The 13868-nt window shown below is 59.0% G+C and carries 10 protein-coding genes; 6 read left to right on the forward strand and 4 right to left on the reverse strand.

The features are described from left to right. The first annotated feature begins 46 nt into the window (after nt 1-46). From ALB80_RS06080 to ALB80_RS06095, 4 genes are all read left to right on the forward strand, one after another. Nucleotides 47-2752: a DUF2339 domain-containing protein gene (locus tag ALB80_RS06080; protein WP_050603148.1), complete on the forward strand. Its 2706-nt coding sequence runs from the start codon at nt 47-49 to the stop codon at nt 2750-2752. Nucleotides 2753-2915: 163 nt separating this feature from the next. Further along, the gene (gene ileS / locus ALB80_RS06085) at nt 2916-5876 is read left to right on the forward strand and encodes an isoleucine--tRNA ligase (protein ID WP_050603149.1); all 2961 of its coding nucleotides are present in this window, start codon (nt 2916-2918) and stop codon (nt 5874-5876) included. Between the two features lie 78 nt (nt 5877-5954). Beyond that, complete coding sequence (locus ALB80_RS06090) at nt 5955-6410, forward strand: methylated-DNA--[protein]-cysteine S-methyltransferase (RefSeq protein ID WP_050603150.1); 456 nt, start codon at nt 5955-5957, stop codon at nt 6408-6410. 76 nt (nt 6411-6486) lie between these two features. After that, nucleotides 6487-6954 (forward strand): hypothetical protein, encoded by a 468-nt coding sequence (locus ALB80_RS06095; protein WP_050603151.1) that lies wholly within the window; start codon nt 6487-6489, stop codon nt 6952-6954. Nucleotides 6955-6976: 22 nt separating this feature from the next. On the opposite strand, the gene ALB80_RS06100 is transcribed toward ALB80_RS06095, so the two are convergent. The 4 genes from ALB80_RS06100 to fsa all read right to left on the reverse strand — a co-directional run bounded on the left by ALB80_RS06100 (nt 6977) and on the right by fsa (nt 10217). Continuing rightward, entirely contained in the window at nt 6977-7672 is a 696-nt protein-coding gene (locus tag ALB80_RS06100; RefSeq protein ID WP_050603152.1) for a phosphatidylcholine/phosphatidylserine synthase, read from the reverse strand. A 69-nt stretch (nt 7673-7741) separates the two neighbouring features. Further along, complete coding sequence (locus ALB80_RS06105; protein ID WP_050603153.1) at nt 7742-8662, reverse strand: tyrosine recombinase XerC; 921 nt, start codon at nt 8660-8662, stop codon at nt 7742-7744. Continuing rightward, nucleotides 8659-9366, reverse strand: coding sequence for a DUF484 family protein (locus tag ALB80_RS06110; RefSeq protein WP_050603154.1), 708 nt, complete (start codon nt 9364-9366; stop codon nt 8659-8661). The genes ALB80_RS06105 and ALB80_RS06110 overlap by 4 nt, the downstream gene beginning before the upstream one ends. A 197-nt stretch (nt 9367-9563) precedes the next feature. Continuing rightward, nucleotides 9564-10217 carry a fructose-6-phosphate aldolase gene (gene fsa, locus ALB80_RS06115; RefSeq protein ID WP_050603155.1) on the reverse strand — a complete coding sequence of 218 codons (654 nt, stop codon included), beginning with the start codon at nt 10215-10217 and terminating at the stop codon, nt 9564-9566. Between the two features lie 88 nt (nt 10218-10305). On the opposite strand from fsa, the gene ALB80_RS06120 reads away from it, so the two are divergent. Both ALB80_RS06120 and ALB80_RS06125 read left to right on the forward strand, forming a co-directional pair. Further along, nucleotides 10306-12501: a primosomal protein N' gene (locus tag ALB80_RS06120; protein ID WP_050603355.1), complete on the forward strand. Its 2196-nt coding sequence runs from the start codon at nt 10306-10308 to the stop codon at nt 12499-12501. Nucleotides 12502-12580: 79 nt separating this feature from the next. Beyond that, nucleotides 12581-13813 (forward strand): MFS transporter, encoded by a 1233-nt coding sequence (locus ALB80_RS06125; RefSeq protein ID WP_050603156.1) that lies wholly within the window; start codon nt 12581-12583, stop codon nt 13811-13813. Nucleotides 13814-13868 lie beyond the last annotated feature (55 nt).

Here is a 13868-nt window from a genome sequence, read left to right on the forward strand (position 1 = left end):
ACCGCCTAAAGATAGCCTTGCCACAAGACAAAGATCGGAGACCGTGTTGGAATCGCTACTTGTTCTTGTTGGGCTGATTGTTCTGGCAATCCCGGTGACTCTGGTTGTGCTGATGATTGGGCAGACCCGGTTGCGTCGTCGCGTGGCAGAGTTGGAAGCGCAGATCTCAGCCCTGTCTTCAGGTGATACGGAAGTCACTGAGGGCCCGGTAGAAAAGGCATCCGATCCTCAGTCTGAAGCAGAGAAGGAAGCCCGCAGGCCCGCCCCATGGGCCGCGCCCAAACGGCAGGAAGATGAAGCTTCAGTTGAAACGACGGATGTGTCTTCACCTGCCTACGTATTCAATCATGACCGTTTTGTAGCACTAGGCGTTTGGTTGCGCGAGAACTGGTTTTATGTGGTCTCAGCCTTGTCGCTGGCCTTGGCCGGAATCTTTCTTGTGCAATACGGCGTTGAAAACGGATTACTGCCTCCGGTGGCTCGCGTATTCGCGGCGCTTGGGTTCGGGTCGCTTCTGATCGTGGCAGGTGAAATCTTGCGTCGAAAATTTGGCGATGACGAGGACGCGACAACTGCCTATTTGCCCTCTGTCTTTTCCGGGGCCGGGCTAGTCACCCTCTTCGGAGCCATTCTGGCCGCGCGCCAACTGTACGATCTGATCGGTGCTGAGGCGGCGATGGTTGGGATGGTTGCAGTCGCTTTGGTTGGACTTGTTCTGGGGTGGTTCCATGGCCCGCTATTGGCGGCGGTTGGTCTGATCGGAGCATTAGCTGCCCCCTTCATGGTCGGCGGTTCGTCCGAAGACCCCTCGTGGCTTTATGCCTATTTCCTTCTGGTTGCCGTCTTGGGGCTGGGCATCGATACGGTGCGGCGTTGGGCGTGGGTGTCGGTTCTGACTGTATTCGGGACCTATTCAGCGAATTTGTTGTTGGTAATGGGCGCTCCCAACACGGAACCGGGTTATCTGATCGCCGCCTTGATACTGGCGCTGTTGGTGACCGCCATTCCTACGCGGCGCACCTGGCCGGATCATTCGGGCCCTATGATCTCTCAGATGATCCGCCATCCAAAAGCGCGCCCATGGCCGGATTTTCCAACCAGACTGGCCGCCGGAGCCATCGCAGTAAGTTCGGCGATTTTAGCCTGGCATTGGGCGGATTCGGCAGCCGAGTTCTGGCTGGGCGTTACCTTGCTGACTGCACTTGTGCTGGCCCTGCTGCTTTGGGCCAGGGATGCACCCGCGCTTCAGGACTTGACCGTCCTGCCCGCGGTTGGGCTTGTGTTCTACGTCCTCGTGCATGGGCTTGATCACGGCGCAGCTTTTCGCAGTTTTGCCGCCACCTATGCGGAAACGGCTGAGGCTGATTATCCGATGGTCATCACGGTGCTGGTCGCGTTAGGGGCATTTATCTCAATGCTGATGGCGTGGCGGTCTGCGAAAGCAAGCCAGTTTCGCGCGATCTGGGCCGGAGGGGCCGCTCTGTATGCCCCCATAATGGCCATCGGGTTGGAGGTCGGCTGGCACCCGGCCTCTGTGATCGGAGCATACCCCTGGGCTTTGCACGCAGTCGCGCTGGCCATCTTGATGGTGGTTCTTGCGGAACGTTTTGCACGTGTCGACGGAGAGGACCGGATGCGTGCGGCGCTGGCCACTTTGTCTGCGTTGTCCTGTCTGGTCTTTGCCTGCGTTATCGTGCTCAGCGCGGCGGCGCTGACGGTGGCGTTGGTTGCCAGTGTTGTTGTGGCGGCGGCTTTGGACCGCAGGTTCACTTTACCCCCGATGAGCTGGTTCATCTGGGCCGGTGTCTTCACCGTTACCGTTCGACTGGTGCTTGATCCGGGACTGGATTGGGCAAATTCGGCCCCGGTGCCCGAGATGACACTTGTTTACGGCTCGGCCACGCTGGGATTTGTGGCGGGCTGGTGGGTGTTGCGCCCCTTGCAACGCCCGGTGGCGTCATTGCTGTTGGAAAGCGCAGCTTGGGCGACGGGCGGCATTCTGCTGTCCCTGTTGCTGCTGCGCTGGCTTGAAGGGTTTGGAGAAGGCGGTGCCGACAACAGCCATTGGGGTCTGGGTCTGCTGGCGGTCATCTGGCTGCTGCTGGCCTTTGCTCAAGTTCAGAGATTCGGGTTGGGTGGCAAGCTGAACTATGCGCGTTACGTGTTGGCGGCGTTTTTTGTGGCGCATGGCCTGTTCCATCTGACGCTTGCAGTGTCAGAGCAAAACCCGCTGTTGAATCCAAACGCCGATCCGGTGCTCGGCCTGCCGGTTCTCAACACGCTGGCTATTGCGTATCTGCTGCCTGCGCTGGTCATCGCTGGTTCCGTCTGGCGGATCAAGGACATGCCCAAGCAGATCTCGATGACAAGCTACGTTGTGGCGGGGGGCCTTGCGGCCATGTGGTTAGGTCTGACAATCCGCCATGTCTGGCAGGGCGCTGCGGGCATGTTTGAAGGCAACGGAGTCACGCAGCCCGAGCTTTACACCTATACGCTGGTTCTCCTGCTGATCGGAGCTGCGCTGTTCTATCAATCCCTGGCCCGTGGATCGGATTTGATGCGGAAGGCAGGGCTTGTCGTGATCGGGCTGGCCGTGGCCAAGGTCTTTCTGATCGACATTGCCGGTCTTGGCGGGTTGATCCGGGTGTTCTCGTTGCTGGCGCTGGGCTTTGCTCTGGCTGGTCTGGCGTGGTTGAACCGCTGGGCCAAACTGCGCCATTCGCCGCACGGGGCAGAACCTCTGGACCATTAGGCACGGGCGTCTTATAAGCCCCGCATGCATGACCGTCTGGCCATCATTATTCGAATTATATCCCCGGCGCTCTGATATCGCGAGACGCCGGGCAAAGGTGCTTGAGAATTCGCACTGACCGCTTCGATCCATACACGACAAGATCATCCTGAGGACGCCCCCAATGTGCGCCGACACGACCCAAACACCTGATTACAAAGACACGCTGAACCTGCCCAAAACGGAATTCCCCATGCGCGCCGGCCTGCCTAAGCGCGAACCCGCATGGCTGGAACGCTGGGAAGAGATCGGCGTCTATGACCGTCTGCGCGAGAAAGAGGGCCGCACGCCCTTTACCCTGCATGACGGCCCGCCCTATGCGAACGGTCACCTGCATATCGGCCACGCGCTGAACAAGACCATCAAGGACATGATCGTACGCGGCCATCAGATGATGGGTCATGACGCGCGCTATGTACCCGGCTGGGACTGCCACGGCCTGCCGATCGAATGGAAGATCGAGGAACAGTATCGCAAGAAGGGCAAGAACAAGGACGAGGTGAACATCGTCGACTTCCGTCAGGAATGCCGCAAGTTCGCCGAGGGCTGGATCGACATCCAGCGCGAAGAGTTCAAGCGACTGGGCATCACCGGCAACTGGCCTGATCCCTACATCACCATGGACTATCACGCCGAGGCTGTGATCGCTGACGAGTTCATGAAGTTCCTGATGAATGGCACGCTTTATCAGGGCTCGAAGCCCGTGATGTGGTCGCCGATCGAAAAGACTGCGCTGGCTGAGGCCGAGGTCGAGTATCACGACAAGGAAAGTTTCACCATCTGGGTGAAGTTCAAGGTCTTGGACGAACGGGCGTACGTTGGGAAATCGCTCGGAGAAGTCACGAGGAAAGCCGCGAAAGACCTATCTGGAGCCTTTGTAGTGATCTGGACCACGACTCCGTGGACCATGCCGTCAAACAAGGCGGTCGTGTACGGTAAGGATGTCTCTTACGGCCTCTACGAAGTCACCGGAGCACCAGAAGAATGCTGGGCTAGCGTCGGAGACAAGTTCCTGCTGGCCGACAATCTGGCCGCCGATGTGTTGGGCCGTGCGCGTCTGAACGACGACCAGTGGACCCGTGTTCGTGATGTGACTGCCGATGAGCTGGAAGGCGTCCAATTGACCCACCCGCTGGCCGGGGCCGAGGGCGGCAATGGCGAATGGGACGACATCCGCGATTTCCGCGCCGCCGAGTTTGTGACCGACACCGAAGGCACCGGCTTCGTCCACTGTGCGCCGTCGCACGGTATGGAGGAATTCGAGCTTTACCGCGATCTGGGCATGCTCGAGCAGGTCATCACCTACAATGTGATGGACGATGGCTCGTTCCGCGCCGATCTGCCGTTCTTTGGCGGCAAATACATCCTGTCCCGCAAGGGCGGCGAAGGTGATGCGAACAAAGCCGTCATCGACAAGCTGGTCGAGGTCGGCGGACTGCTGGCGCGCGGCAAGATCAAGCACAGCTATCCGCATTCGTGGCGCTCAAAGGCTCCGATCATCTACCGCAATACACCGCAGTGGTTTGCATCCGTTGACCGCAAGCTGGACGACGGCATGGGCGAAATGGGTGACACCATCCGCGAACGCGCTTTGCGGTCTATCGACGAGCTGGTCAAATGGACGCCGCAGACCGGTCGTAACCGTCTGTATTCGATGATCGAGGCGCGACCGGATTGGGTTCTGTCCCGCCAGCGCGCCTGGGGCGTGCCGCTGACCTGCTTTACCAAGAAGGGCGCTCTGCCCACCGACGCGGATTACCTTCTGCGCAATGAAGAGCTCAACGCCCGCATCAAGACTGCGTTCGAGCAGGATGGCGCAGACATCTGGTACACCGACGGCTTCAAGGAGAAGATCCTCGACGGTATCGCAGATCCGGTTGACTACGATCAGGTGTTCGACGTGTTGGACGTTTGGTTTGACTCTGGGTCGACCCACGCGTTCGTTCTGCGCGATCGAGTGGACGGCACCGAGGACGGTATTGCCGATGTCTACATGGAAGGCACCGACCAGCACCGCGGTTGGTTCCATTCGTCCATGCTGCAGGCTTGCGGCACTAAAGGTCGTGCCCCTTACCGTAACGTTGTAACCCACGGGTTCACGCTGGATGCCAAAGGTAACAAGATGTCCAAATCGTTGGGCAATACCATCGTGCCGGAAGAGGTCATCAAGCAATATGGCGCTGACATTCTGCGCCTGTGGGTGGCGCAGACCGACTATACCGCTGACCAACGGATCGGACCTGAGATCCTGAAGGGCACCGCCGACAGCTATCGCCGTCTGCGCAATACCATGCGGTTCATGCTGGGATCATTGGCCGATTTCACCGAGGCGGACCGGATTGCACCCGAGGATATGCCGCGTTTGGAACGCTGGGTGCTCAGCCGTCTGGCCGAACTGGATGAGCAAGTGCGCAAAGGCTATGCGTCCTTCGACTTCCAGGGCGTGTTCAGTGCCGTGTTTACGTTTGCCACGGTCGATCTGTCGTCTTTCTATTTCGATGTTCGCAAAGATGCGCTGTATTGCGATGGCGACAGTCTGCGCCGACGTGCGTCGCGCACCGTTCTGGACATCCTGTTCCACCGCCTGACCACCTGGCTGGCCCCGGTATTGGTGTTCACGATGGAAGAGGTCTGGCTGGAACGCTTCCCGGGAGATGACAGCTCGGTCCACCTGGTGGATTTCCCGGAAACACCCGCCGACTGGCGCGATGCTGAACTGGAAACCAACATGGCCAAGGTGCGCCGCGTGCGCCGTGCGGTAACTGCCGCGCTTGAAATCCAGCGTCAGGATAAGGTCATCGGTTCCAGCCTCGAGGCGGCACCGATTGTGCATGTCGAAGATGGTGATACCCGTGATCTGCTGGCCACGTTCGACGTGGACGACATGTGCATCACCTCAGGTCTGACTGTGACCGGCGATCCGGCCCCGGCCGAGGCGTTCCGCGTACCGGAAATCGAAGGCGTTGCGGTGGTCTTTGAAAAAGCCGAAGGCGAGAAATGTCAGCGCTGCTGGAAAATCCTGCCCGACGTTGGCCGCCACACCCATCCGGGTGTGTGTAGCCGCTGCAACGAAGCACTCGGCTAACTTTTACCCCCAGCCCATCGGCTGGGGGTTTTTCTTTCCTGACTTGCAACAGCTTTAGCGATCTGAAACGCTGCGCCTATGTCAATGATTGCCGTAGAAACCAAATTTGGACGTCTGGGTGTCGAAGAAACGGACGGAGCCCTCACACGTCTAGTCTGGGATGGCCAGGACGTGGGAGAGCCGACAGATCTGTTGCGCGAAGCTGTCGCGCAGTTGAAGGCTTATGACGACGGACGCCTCGACAGGTTCGACTTGCCGTATCGCGTCCACGGGTCGATGTTTCAGAAACAGGTTTGCGACCTGATGTATGCCATTCCGCTTGGCGAAACCCGGACATACGGCGATATCGCAAAAGAGTTGGGACAACCCGCGCAACCAGTCGGGCAGGCTTGCGGCGCAAACCCGATTCCGGTGATCATCCCGTGTCACAGAGTACTGTCCGCGACGGGCTTGGGTGGCTTTTCCGGCGCAGGTGGGGTCGAGACCAAAGTGGCCCTGTTGCGTCATGAAGGGGCTGCCGGCCTTTTGATCTGATCCGTGAAATTCGGTTGCAATCCGTCAGCGGTGGGCACACCATATATGTGTTGTTGAATTTGAAGGACCGCATTGAATGACCACTGATCAAGATCGCACCGCCCGAAAGAAGGCTGTCATTGACAGGCTGATGTCACTTGAAGCGCAAGAGCTTGCAACAGCGCAGGCGCATTACGATGCGTTTCTGAAAGATGCTCAACTGGACGACCGGGAAGGTCACGACAAGGATGACCTCGCCGCTTCGCGCGAGAACGCTGACCTTGCGGCTGCGTTTGACGCACCCGTGCACGCGCATCACGCCAAGATCGATGTGATTGAAAACACCGATTTCAGCCTGACTGACACGGTTCAGCCCGGCGCAGTGATCAAGTTCAACAATCGCAGATTTGTCGTGTGCGTTTCGACCACCCGGTTCGAGGCGGATGGAATGACCTATATGGGCATTTCAACCCAAAGCCCGATTTATCTGGCCATGGTGGGCTTGCAAGAGGGCGATGTCTTTACCCATAACGGCACCGAGTTCGAGGTGCAGGACGTCATGTAACTGGATTGCTGGCGGCGCTGCGTCAGACGCGGCGCTGTGGTATGATCTGCTGCGCGATGCCTGCAAAGGTCAGATACAGACTGGTAATCACCAGACCCCAGTGCGCCCAGCTTTCCGGGTGAAAATTCACCCAGGCCGCCCAGCCGGCAAAGAACGTCCACGCCAGTGCCATGGGCAGGGTCAGACTGCGCCAGCGTTCGGTGCGCACGGGATGGACAAACTTCAACGGCAAGAACATTGCGAGTGAAAGCAGTGTGACCAGCAGCAGAATTATCCAGAAATTCGGTTCGAGCGCGAAGATCACGATAACAAACATGTTCCAGCATCCCGGAAAACCGGAAAAGGAGTTGTCCTTAGTCTTCATCCGGGTGTCCGCGAAATACATCGCACTGGCAAAAGTTATGACGATGATCGCAAACCATCCGGTCCAACCGTCCATCAGCCCCGACTTGAAGAGGGCAAAGGCGGGTATGAACACATAAGTCAGGTAGTCGATAATCAGATCCAGCAGCACACCGTCAAATTCGGGCGCGTTGTGCTTTACGTGATAATGACGCGCCAGAGGGCCGTCGATGCCGTCCACAACGAATGAGACAACCAGCCAAAGATACATAAGGCTCCATTTCTCTTCGACGGCGGCCAGCATTGCGAGCATGGCAAACACGGCGCCTGTTGCAGTGAAGAGATGGACGGAAAGAGCTTTGAATCTGAGTGTCATACAAGCGTCATGACGGATGCACACCAGAGATGCAAACCAAAAGCCCCGCGTTTCTGACCGATGTTTGCATCAAGCTTTGGGATGCGCGCTATTGTAGACCTCCATCAACCGTGCAGTATCCACGGCGGTATAGGCTTGGGTGGTTGAAAGCGATGCGTGGCCCAGAAGTTCCTGAATGGCGCGCAGGTCTCCTCCGGCCGAAAGCAGATGCGTAGCAAAGCTGTGCCGCATGGCGTGGGGCGTTGCGGTTGCGGGCAGGCCCAATTGCATTCGGGCTTTGGCCATGACGCCCTGTATCGCACGTGGGTTCAACGCCCCGCCGCGGACACCGCGGAACAAGGGCGCGCACTGTTCCTGCGGGTGAGGGCAAAGTTGCACGTACCGGTCGACGGCTTCACGGGCGGCAGGAAGCACTGGTACGATCCGCTCTTTGTCGCCTTTGCCGATGATACGCAAGCTGGCGGGCAAAGGTGCGTCCGCGCCAGTCAGCGACAGCGCTTCGGATATGCGCAATCCGCACCCGTAAAGCAACGTGACCACCGCCACATCCCGCGCGGCAACCCAATCCGAGAGGGATTGCAGCTCGACCGTATCGATCATGGCGCGGGCGGCGTCTTCGGCCAAAGGGCGCGGCAGTTTCTTGGTGAATTTCGGCGCGCGCGTGGACAGGACCGCGGTGGGTTCAAAGCCTTCGCGTTCAGCCAGCCAGCGGTAGAAGCTTTTGACGGCTGAAAGCTTGCGTGCCAGTGATCGCGCACTGACATCCGCGCTGCGTTGATCTGCCATCCAGGCGCGCATGTCTGATACGGTGATCCGTTCCAGTGCTTTCAAACCCTGCCGTTCGGCATGGTGCAGTGTCATGAACGACAGGAACTCGGTCACATCGCCGCGATAAGCGGTCTGCGTATTCTCGGACCGTCCCGCCAGCGCACCCAGGCTGTCCAGCCAATGCTGCAGCGCGTCGCGGCAGGCGGGTGAGATCAAGCTCACGACAGCCAGTGGCGCATCGAGCGTTCGAACACGCCAGCGAAAAAGCTCAGAAGATCGGTGCCCAACTGCGGCGTGAAATGCCGCGGATTCCGAGCGCCCATGACGATCATTCCCGGTAAACGACCGGGGCCAAGGTCAAGCTTCAGACACGCTTCGGACCGCAACTGATCTGCAAGCGCGCCAAAAATACGCCGGTTCGGATGATGAACCTCGCGCAGGGTGACGTCGCGGGCCGGGCCGCCACGATCAATGGTCAGGTATTGGTCGATGAAGCCGGGTTCCGCAATTGTCAGAACGCCGCCCAGTTTGTCGACCGCAGGGTCGTCCTGAACCACGGTAGTTTCAAGAACCAAAGTGATGTGATCAACGCGCAAAATATCGGCTACGTCCGAGCCAAGCGCGCGCAGGAAATCTTCGAACTCAACCGGCTCCAGCAGGCGCAGAATGGCGCGATGCACCTGGTTTGTGCCTGCCAGGTTTTCGTAAGCCGCCGCAATCACAGACCGGTGGGTATCTTCCAACCGGTCCAACCGCGCCTCAAGCCGTTGCATGGCGATGCCACGCAGATCGATCACATTGTCGCCGCGTGCGCGCTCATTGGCACTTACCAGCGCCTGCATCAGATCCTTGTCGTCCAGCACGACGTCAGGCTCGGCCAGAATCGCCGCGCGGAGGTTATCCTCGAGTTTGGGGTTGCTGCTCATGTCCCGTCCGGTCTTTTTTTGTTGAGCGGCTTATAACATGCCGGACCGGTTTTGCCTTGGGAAAAATGCACGCAAAGGTGGATTTCCTTGAGTGCTGTGGCGAAGAGGCTCCCGCCCGCGATGCCTGATCACAAATCAGGCACAGGGCCGTTGGGCCGGGCGCGGTGCCTGACGGCACCGCGCGGTCTTGCACGGGATCAGAGGATCTTCTGACCGGTCTTGGCCCAATCGGCCAGGAAGGTTTCCAGACCTTTGTCTGTCAGGGGGTGATCGGCCAGCTTTTTGATGACGGCAGGCGGGGCGGTGATGACATCGGCACCGATGCGAGCGCTGTCGGTCACGTGGTTCACCGTGCGGATCGACGCGGCCAAGATTTCGGTCTCAAAACCATAGTTGTCGTAAACCTGACGGATGTCGGCGATCAGATCCATACCGTCGAGGTTGATGTCGTCCAGGCGGCCGATGAAGGGCGAGATGAATGTTGCGCCTGCCTTTGCGGCCAGCAATGCCTGATTGGTCGAAAAGCACAGGGTCACATTTACCATCTGACCTTCGTCGCTGAGCGTTTTGCAGGTTTTCAGGCCGGCCCAGGTCAGTGGGACTTTTACGGCGATATTCGGCGCGATCTTGGCCAGCTTGCGGCCTTCGGCGATCATGTCGTCAGCTTCGGTTGCAACAACCTCTGCCGATACCGGACCATCGACCAGATCACAGATCTCTTTGGTCACTTCCAGAATGTCGCGGCCCGATTTCAGGATCAGCGAAGGGTTGGTGGTTACGCCGTCCACCATGCCCAGATCGTTCAGTTCGGCGATGGCGTCGATCTCGGCGGTGTCTACGAAGAATTTCATGAGGGCAGTCCTTTGATGGGTTGGCCTTGGTCGCGGATGGCTTTACCCCAAAGAGAGACATGCTGAAACCCCCTGCAAAGGACATGTGGTGAGCACTCAGGAGTATTTCGACCAAGGTGAGCTGGTGGCAGTGCTCACCACCCAGCCATTGGACCGGACGCTGGACTATAAGGCGCCCGAAGGTGGGTGCTTTCTGGGTGCGTTTGTCGAAGTGCCGTTGGGGCCGCGCAAGGTGCTGGGCGTGGTTTGGGGGGCCGGGCAGGGTGGCTTTGATCTGAATAAGGCGCGGTCTGTGATCCGGGTGCTTGAGGTCGCGCCGATGCGTGAAGAAATGCGCGTGTTTCTAGGAAAGGTGGCCGACTACACGCTGACGCCGATGCCAGCGATGCTGCGTTTGGCAACCCGTGCGCCGGGGTTGGGCGACCCGCCGTCGATGCGTAAGGTTTATCGCCTTGGCAGCGGTGAGCCGGACCGGATGACCGATGCGCGATCCCGTGTGCTGGAGGTTTTGCGCGATTATGGTGGGCTCGCCTTTACATTGAAAGAGCTCGCCGAGCAGGCAGGCGTGACTTCGTCTGTTGTCAAAGGGTTGGTCAAACAAGGCGCAGTGCGGGAAGAGGACAGTCCGCGTGATCTGCCGTACCCGCAACTTGATCCGAACCTGCCGGGCAAAGATCTGACCGAAGATCAGGCGGAGGCTGTGGAACGGTTGCAGGTTGGACAGCAGACAGGTCGCTACGGCACAACACTTCTGAAAGGTGTGACGGGTTCGGGCAAGACCGAAGTGTATCTGGAAGCCGTCGCCGAGGCGCTGCGGATGGGACGTCAGGCATTGGTCTTGCTGCCTGAAATTGCGCTGACTGCTGAATTCCTGACCCGGGTCGAGGCGCGGTTCGGTGCGCGGCCAGCCGAGTGGCACTCGGGCGCGACCATGACGGAACGCCGCCGGGTTTGGCGGATGGTCGGGCAGGGGGATGCGCAACTGGTCGTGGGAGCGCGGTCCGCGCTGTTTCTGCCGTTCCGCGACTTGGGGCTGGTGGTGGTCGATGAAGAGCACGACACCTCTTACAAGCAGGAAGACGGCGTGCATTACAGTGCGCGCGATATGGCAGTTCTGCGCTCGGCCATTTGTGGCGCGCGGGTGATTCTGGCCAGTGCAACACCCTCGCTGGAGAGCTGGGCCAATGCCGAAGCGGGCAAGTATGAACGGGTAGACCTGAACTCGCGCTTCGGCGTGGCGGTGCTGCCCGAGATGAAACCCATCGATATGCGGGCCGAGCAGATGCAGCCCGGGACATGGATTTCTCCGTCCTTGCGACAGGCGGTGCTGCAGAGGGTCGAGAAGGGCGAACAGTCGCTGCTGTTCATAAATCGCCGCGGCTATGCGCCCGTCACCTTATGCCGGGCTTGTGGCGAACAGATCGCTTGCGATCATTGCGACGCGCGGATGGTTGAACATCGGTTTCTGAAACGGCTGATGTGCCACCAATGCGGCGAGACAAAGCCGATGCCCGACACCTGCCCGTCCTGCGGGGTTGAGGGTAAATTGGCTCCGGTTGGGCCAGGAATTGAGCGGCTAGCCGAAGAGGCCGAGACAATTTTCCCGGACGCTAACATCGCTATGCTCAGCTCTGATCTTTTTGGTTCAGCGCGGGCTTTAAAAGCAAAGATTGAAGAAATCGCTTCCGGGGATGCCGACATTGTTATCGGCACTCAGTTGGTCGCTAAAGGGCATAACTTTCCCAAACTCACATTGGTCGGCGTGATTGATGCTGACTTGTCATTGCATGGCGCTGATCTGCGCGCAGCAGAGCGGACGTTTCAACTGATGCGCCAAGTGGCAGGGCGCGCTGGCAGGGCAGATAAGCCGGGGCAGGCGTTGTTACAGACGTTCCAACCGGAACACCCGGTGATCCGGGCCATCCTGTCCGGCGATGAGGAAGGGTTCTGGAAAGCCGAAGCCGCCGGGCGGCAAGCGGCCGGGGTCCCCCCCTATGGTCGCATGGCCGGGATCGTACTGTCGGGTCCAGAGGTTGGCCCGGTCTTTGACATAGGCACCGCGATGGCGCGTAATGATGCACCCGTGCGAGATGTAGGGGGACAAGTCTTCGGACCTGCACCAGCGCCGATTGCACGTATTCGCGGGCGGCACCGGGTACGCCTTTTGGTCAAAGCCCCGAAAGGCGCGCCGATTCAGGACGCCATTGTCCGCTGGATCGCGCCTTTGCGTCTGAAAGGTGACATCCGTCTGACTGTCGATATCGACCCGCAGAGTTTTTATTGATCTCTGCATCAGCGCAGGGTGGCTGTGCGCTAACGGCTTCCCTCTCGCCAAAGCGCTGAAATGGGCGTAGAGGACCAATATGCTGAAACCCATGCCCCTTAACGAGGCGCAGAGCCTTCCGTTCTGGCGCCGTCCCATCACGCTCTTGTTCATGATGGCCATGATCATGCCGATCGCGTTCAACGCGTGGAGCGCTCTGTTGAACAATTTCGTCATCGAAGTGGCGAATTTTGACGGAGCAGATATCGGGCTTCTGCACACGGTGCGCGAGATCCCGGGTTTTCTGGCGGTTGGCGTGATTGCCGTCATTATGTTCATGCGCGAACAAGTGCTGGCGATGATCTCGCTGGTGATGCTTGGGGTCGCCACGGCTGTGACCGCGTGGTTTCCCAGCCTTGGCGGGTTGCTGTTCGTAACCCTGTTCAGCTCGATCGGGTTTCACTACTACGAGACCGTAAACCAGTCGCTTCAATTGCAGTGGCTGCCCAAGGACCGTGCGCCGCAGGTTTTGGGGTGGCTGGTCGCAATGGGATCGGCGGCGACAATGGTGGTCTACGGGCTGATCGTTCTGACCTGGGATCGGTTCGAGCTGTCCTACAACTTTGTCTTCATGGCTGCGGGTGGTGTAACCGCGTTGCTGGCCTTGTTCTGCTTGTTTGCCTATCCGCAATTCGATGCGCCCACACCGCAGACCAAGAAACTGATCCTGCGTCGCCGGTATTGGCTGTATTACGCGTTGCAATTCATGGCGGGCGCGCGGCGGCAGATCTTTGTCGTCTTTGCCGGGTTCATGATGGTCGAAAAGTTCGGCTTTGAAGTGCATGAGTTGACCAGCCTCTATCTGATCAACCTGATGATCAACATTATGGCCGCCCCTTTGCTGGGAAAAGCTGTGGCAAAGTTTGGTGAACGACGGACGCTGATTTTTGAATACACGGGTCTGGCAATCGTGTTCGCGGCTTATGGTGGGATCTACTGGTTCGGCTGGGGCGTTCTGCTGGCAGCGATTCTCTACGTGATCGACCATGTGCTGTTTGCTCTGGCGTTGGCCTTGAAGACTTACTTTCAGAAAATCGCCGACCCCGCAGACATCGCACCGACAGCTGCGGTTGCATTCACGATCAACCACATTGCAGCTGTCTTCCTGCCTGCACTGCTGGGCCTGCTTTGGGTCGTTTCGCCGGGCGCAGTGTTTGGTTTGGCTGCGGCGATGGCAATTGTTTCGCTGCTGTTATCGTTGTTGATCCCACGCCATCCCGAGCCGGGCAATGAGACCGTCCTGACCAAGTACGCTCCGGCCCCTGCGGAATAGGCCGGGCGGCTTGACCTTCGCGGCGCCGCGTCCTAGGCGCTGTGCCAACTGAGAC

The sequence above is a fragment of the Ruegeria sp. 6PALISEP08 genome (assembly GCF_001238295.1).
Taxonomy (GTDB): Bacteria; Pseudomonadota; Alphaproteobacteria; order Rhodobacterales; family Rhodobacteraceae; genus Ruegeria.

What these genes read in the sequence shown, in the direction of transcription:
- ALB80_RS06095 (WP_050603151.1), top strand. Translation starts at nt 6,487, where the DNA reads ATGACCACTGATCAAGATCGCACCGCCCGAAAGAAGGCTGTCATTGAC.
- ALB80_RS06100 (WP_050603152.1), bottom strand. Translation starts at nt 7,672, where the DNA reads ATGACACTCAGATTCAAAGCTCTTTCCGTCCATCTCTTCACTGCAACA.
- ALB80_RS06125 (WP_050603156.1), top strand. Translation starts at nt 12,581, where the DNA reads ATGCTGAAACCCATGCCCCTTAACGAGGCGCAGAGCCTTCCGTTCTGG.
- ALB80_RS06110 (WP_050603154.1), bottom strand. Translation starts at nt 9,366, where the DNA reads ATGAGCAGCAACCCCAAACTCGAGGATAACCTCCGCGCGGCGATTCTG.
- fsa (WP_050603155.1), bottom strand. Translation starts at nt 10,217, where the DNA reads ATGAAATTCTTCGTAGACACCGCCGAGATCGACGCCATCGCCGAACTG.
- ileS (WP_050603149.1), top strand. Translation starts at nt 2,916, where the DNA reads ATGTGCGCCGACACGACCCAAACACCTGATTACAAAGACACGCTGAAC.
- ALB80_RS06090 (WP_050603150.1), top strand. Translation starts at nt 5,955, where the DNA reads ATGTCAATGATTGCCGTAGAAACCAAATTTGGACGTCTGGGTGTCGAA.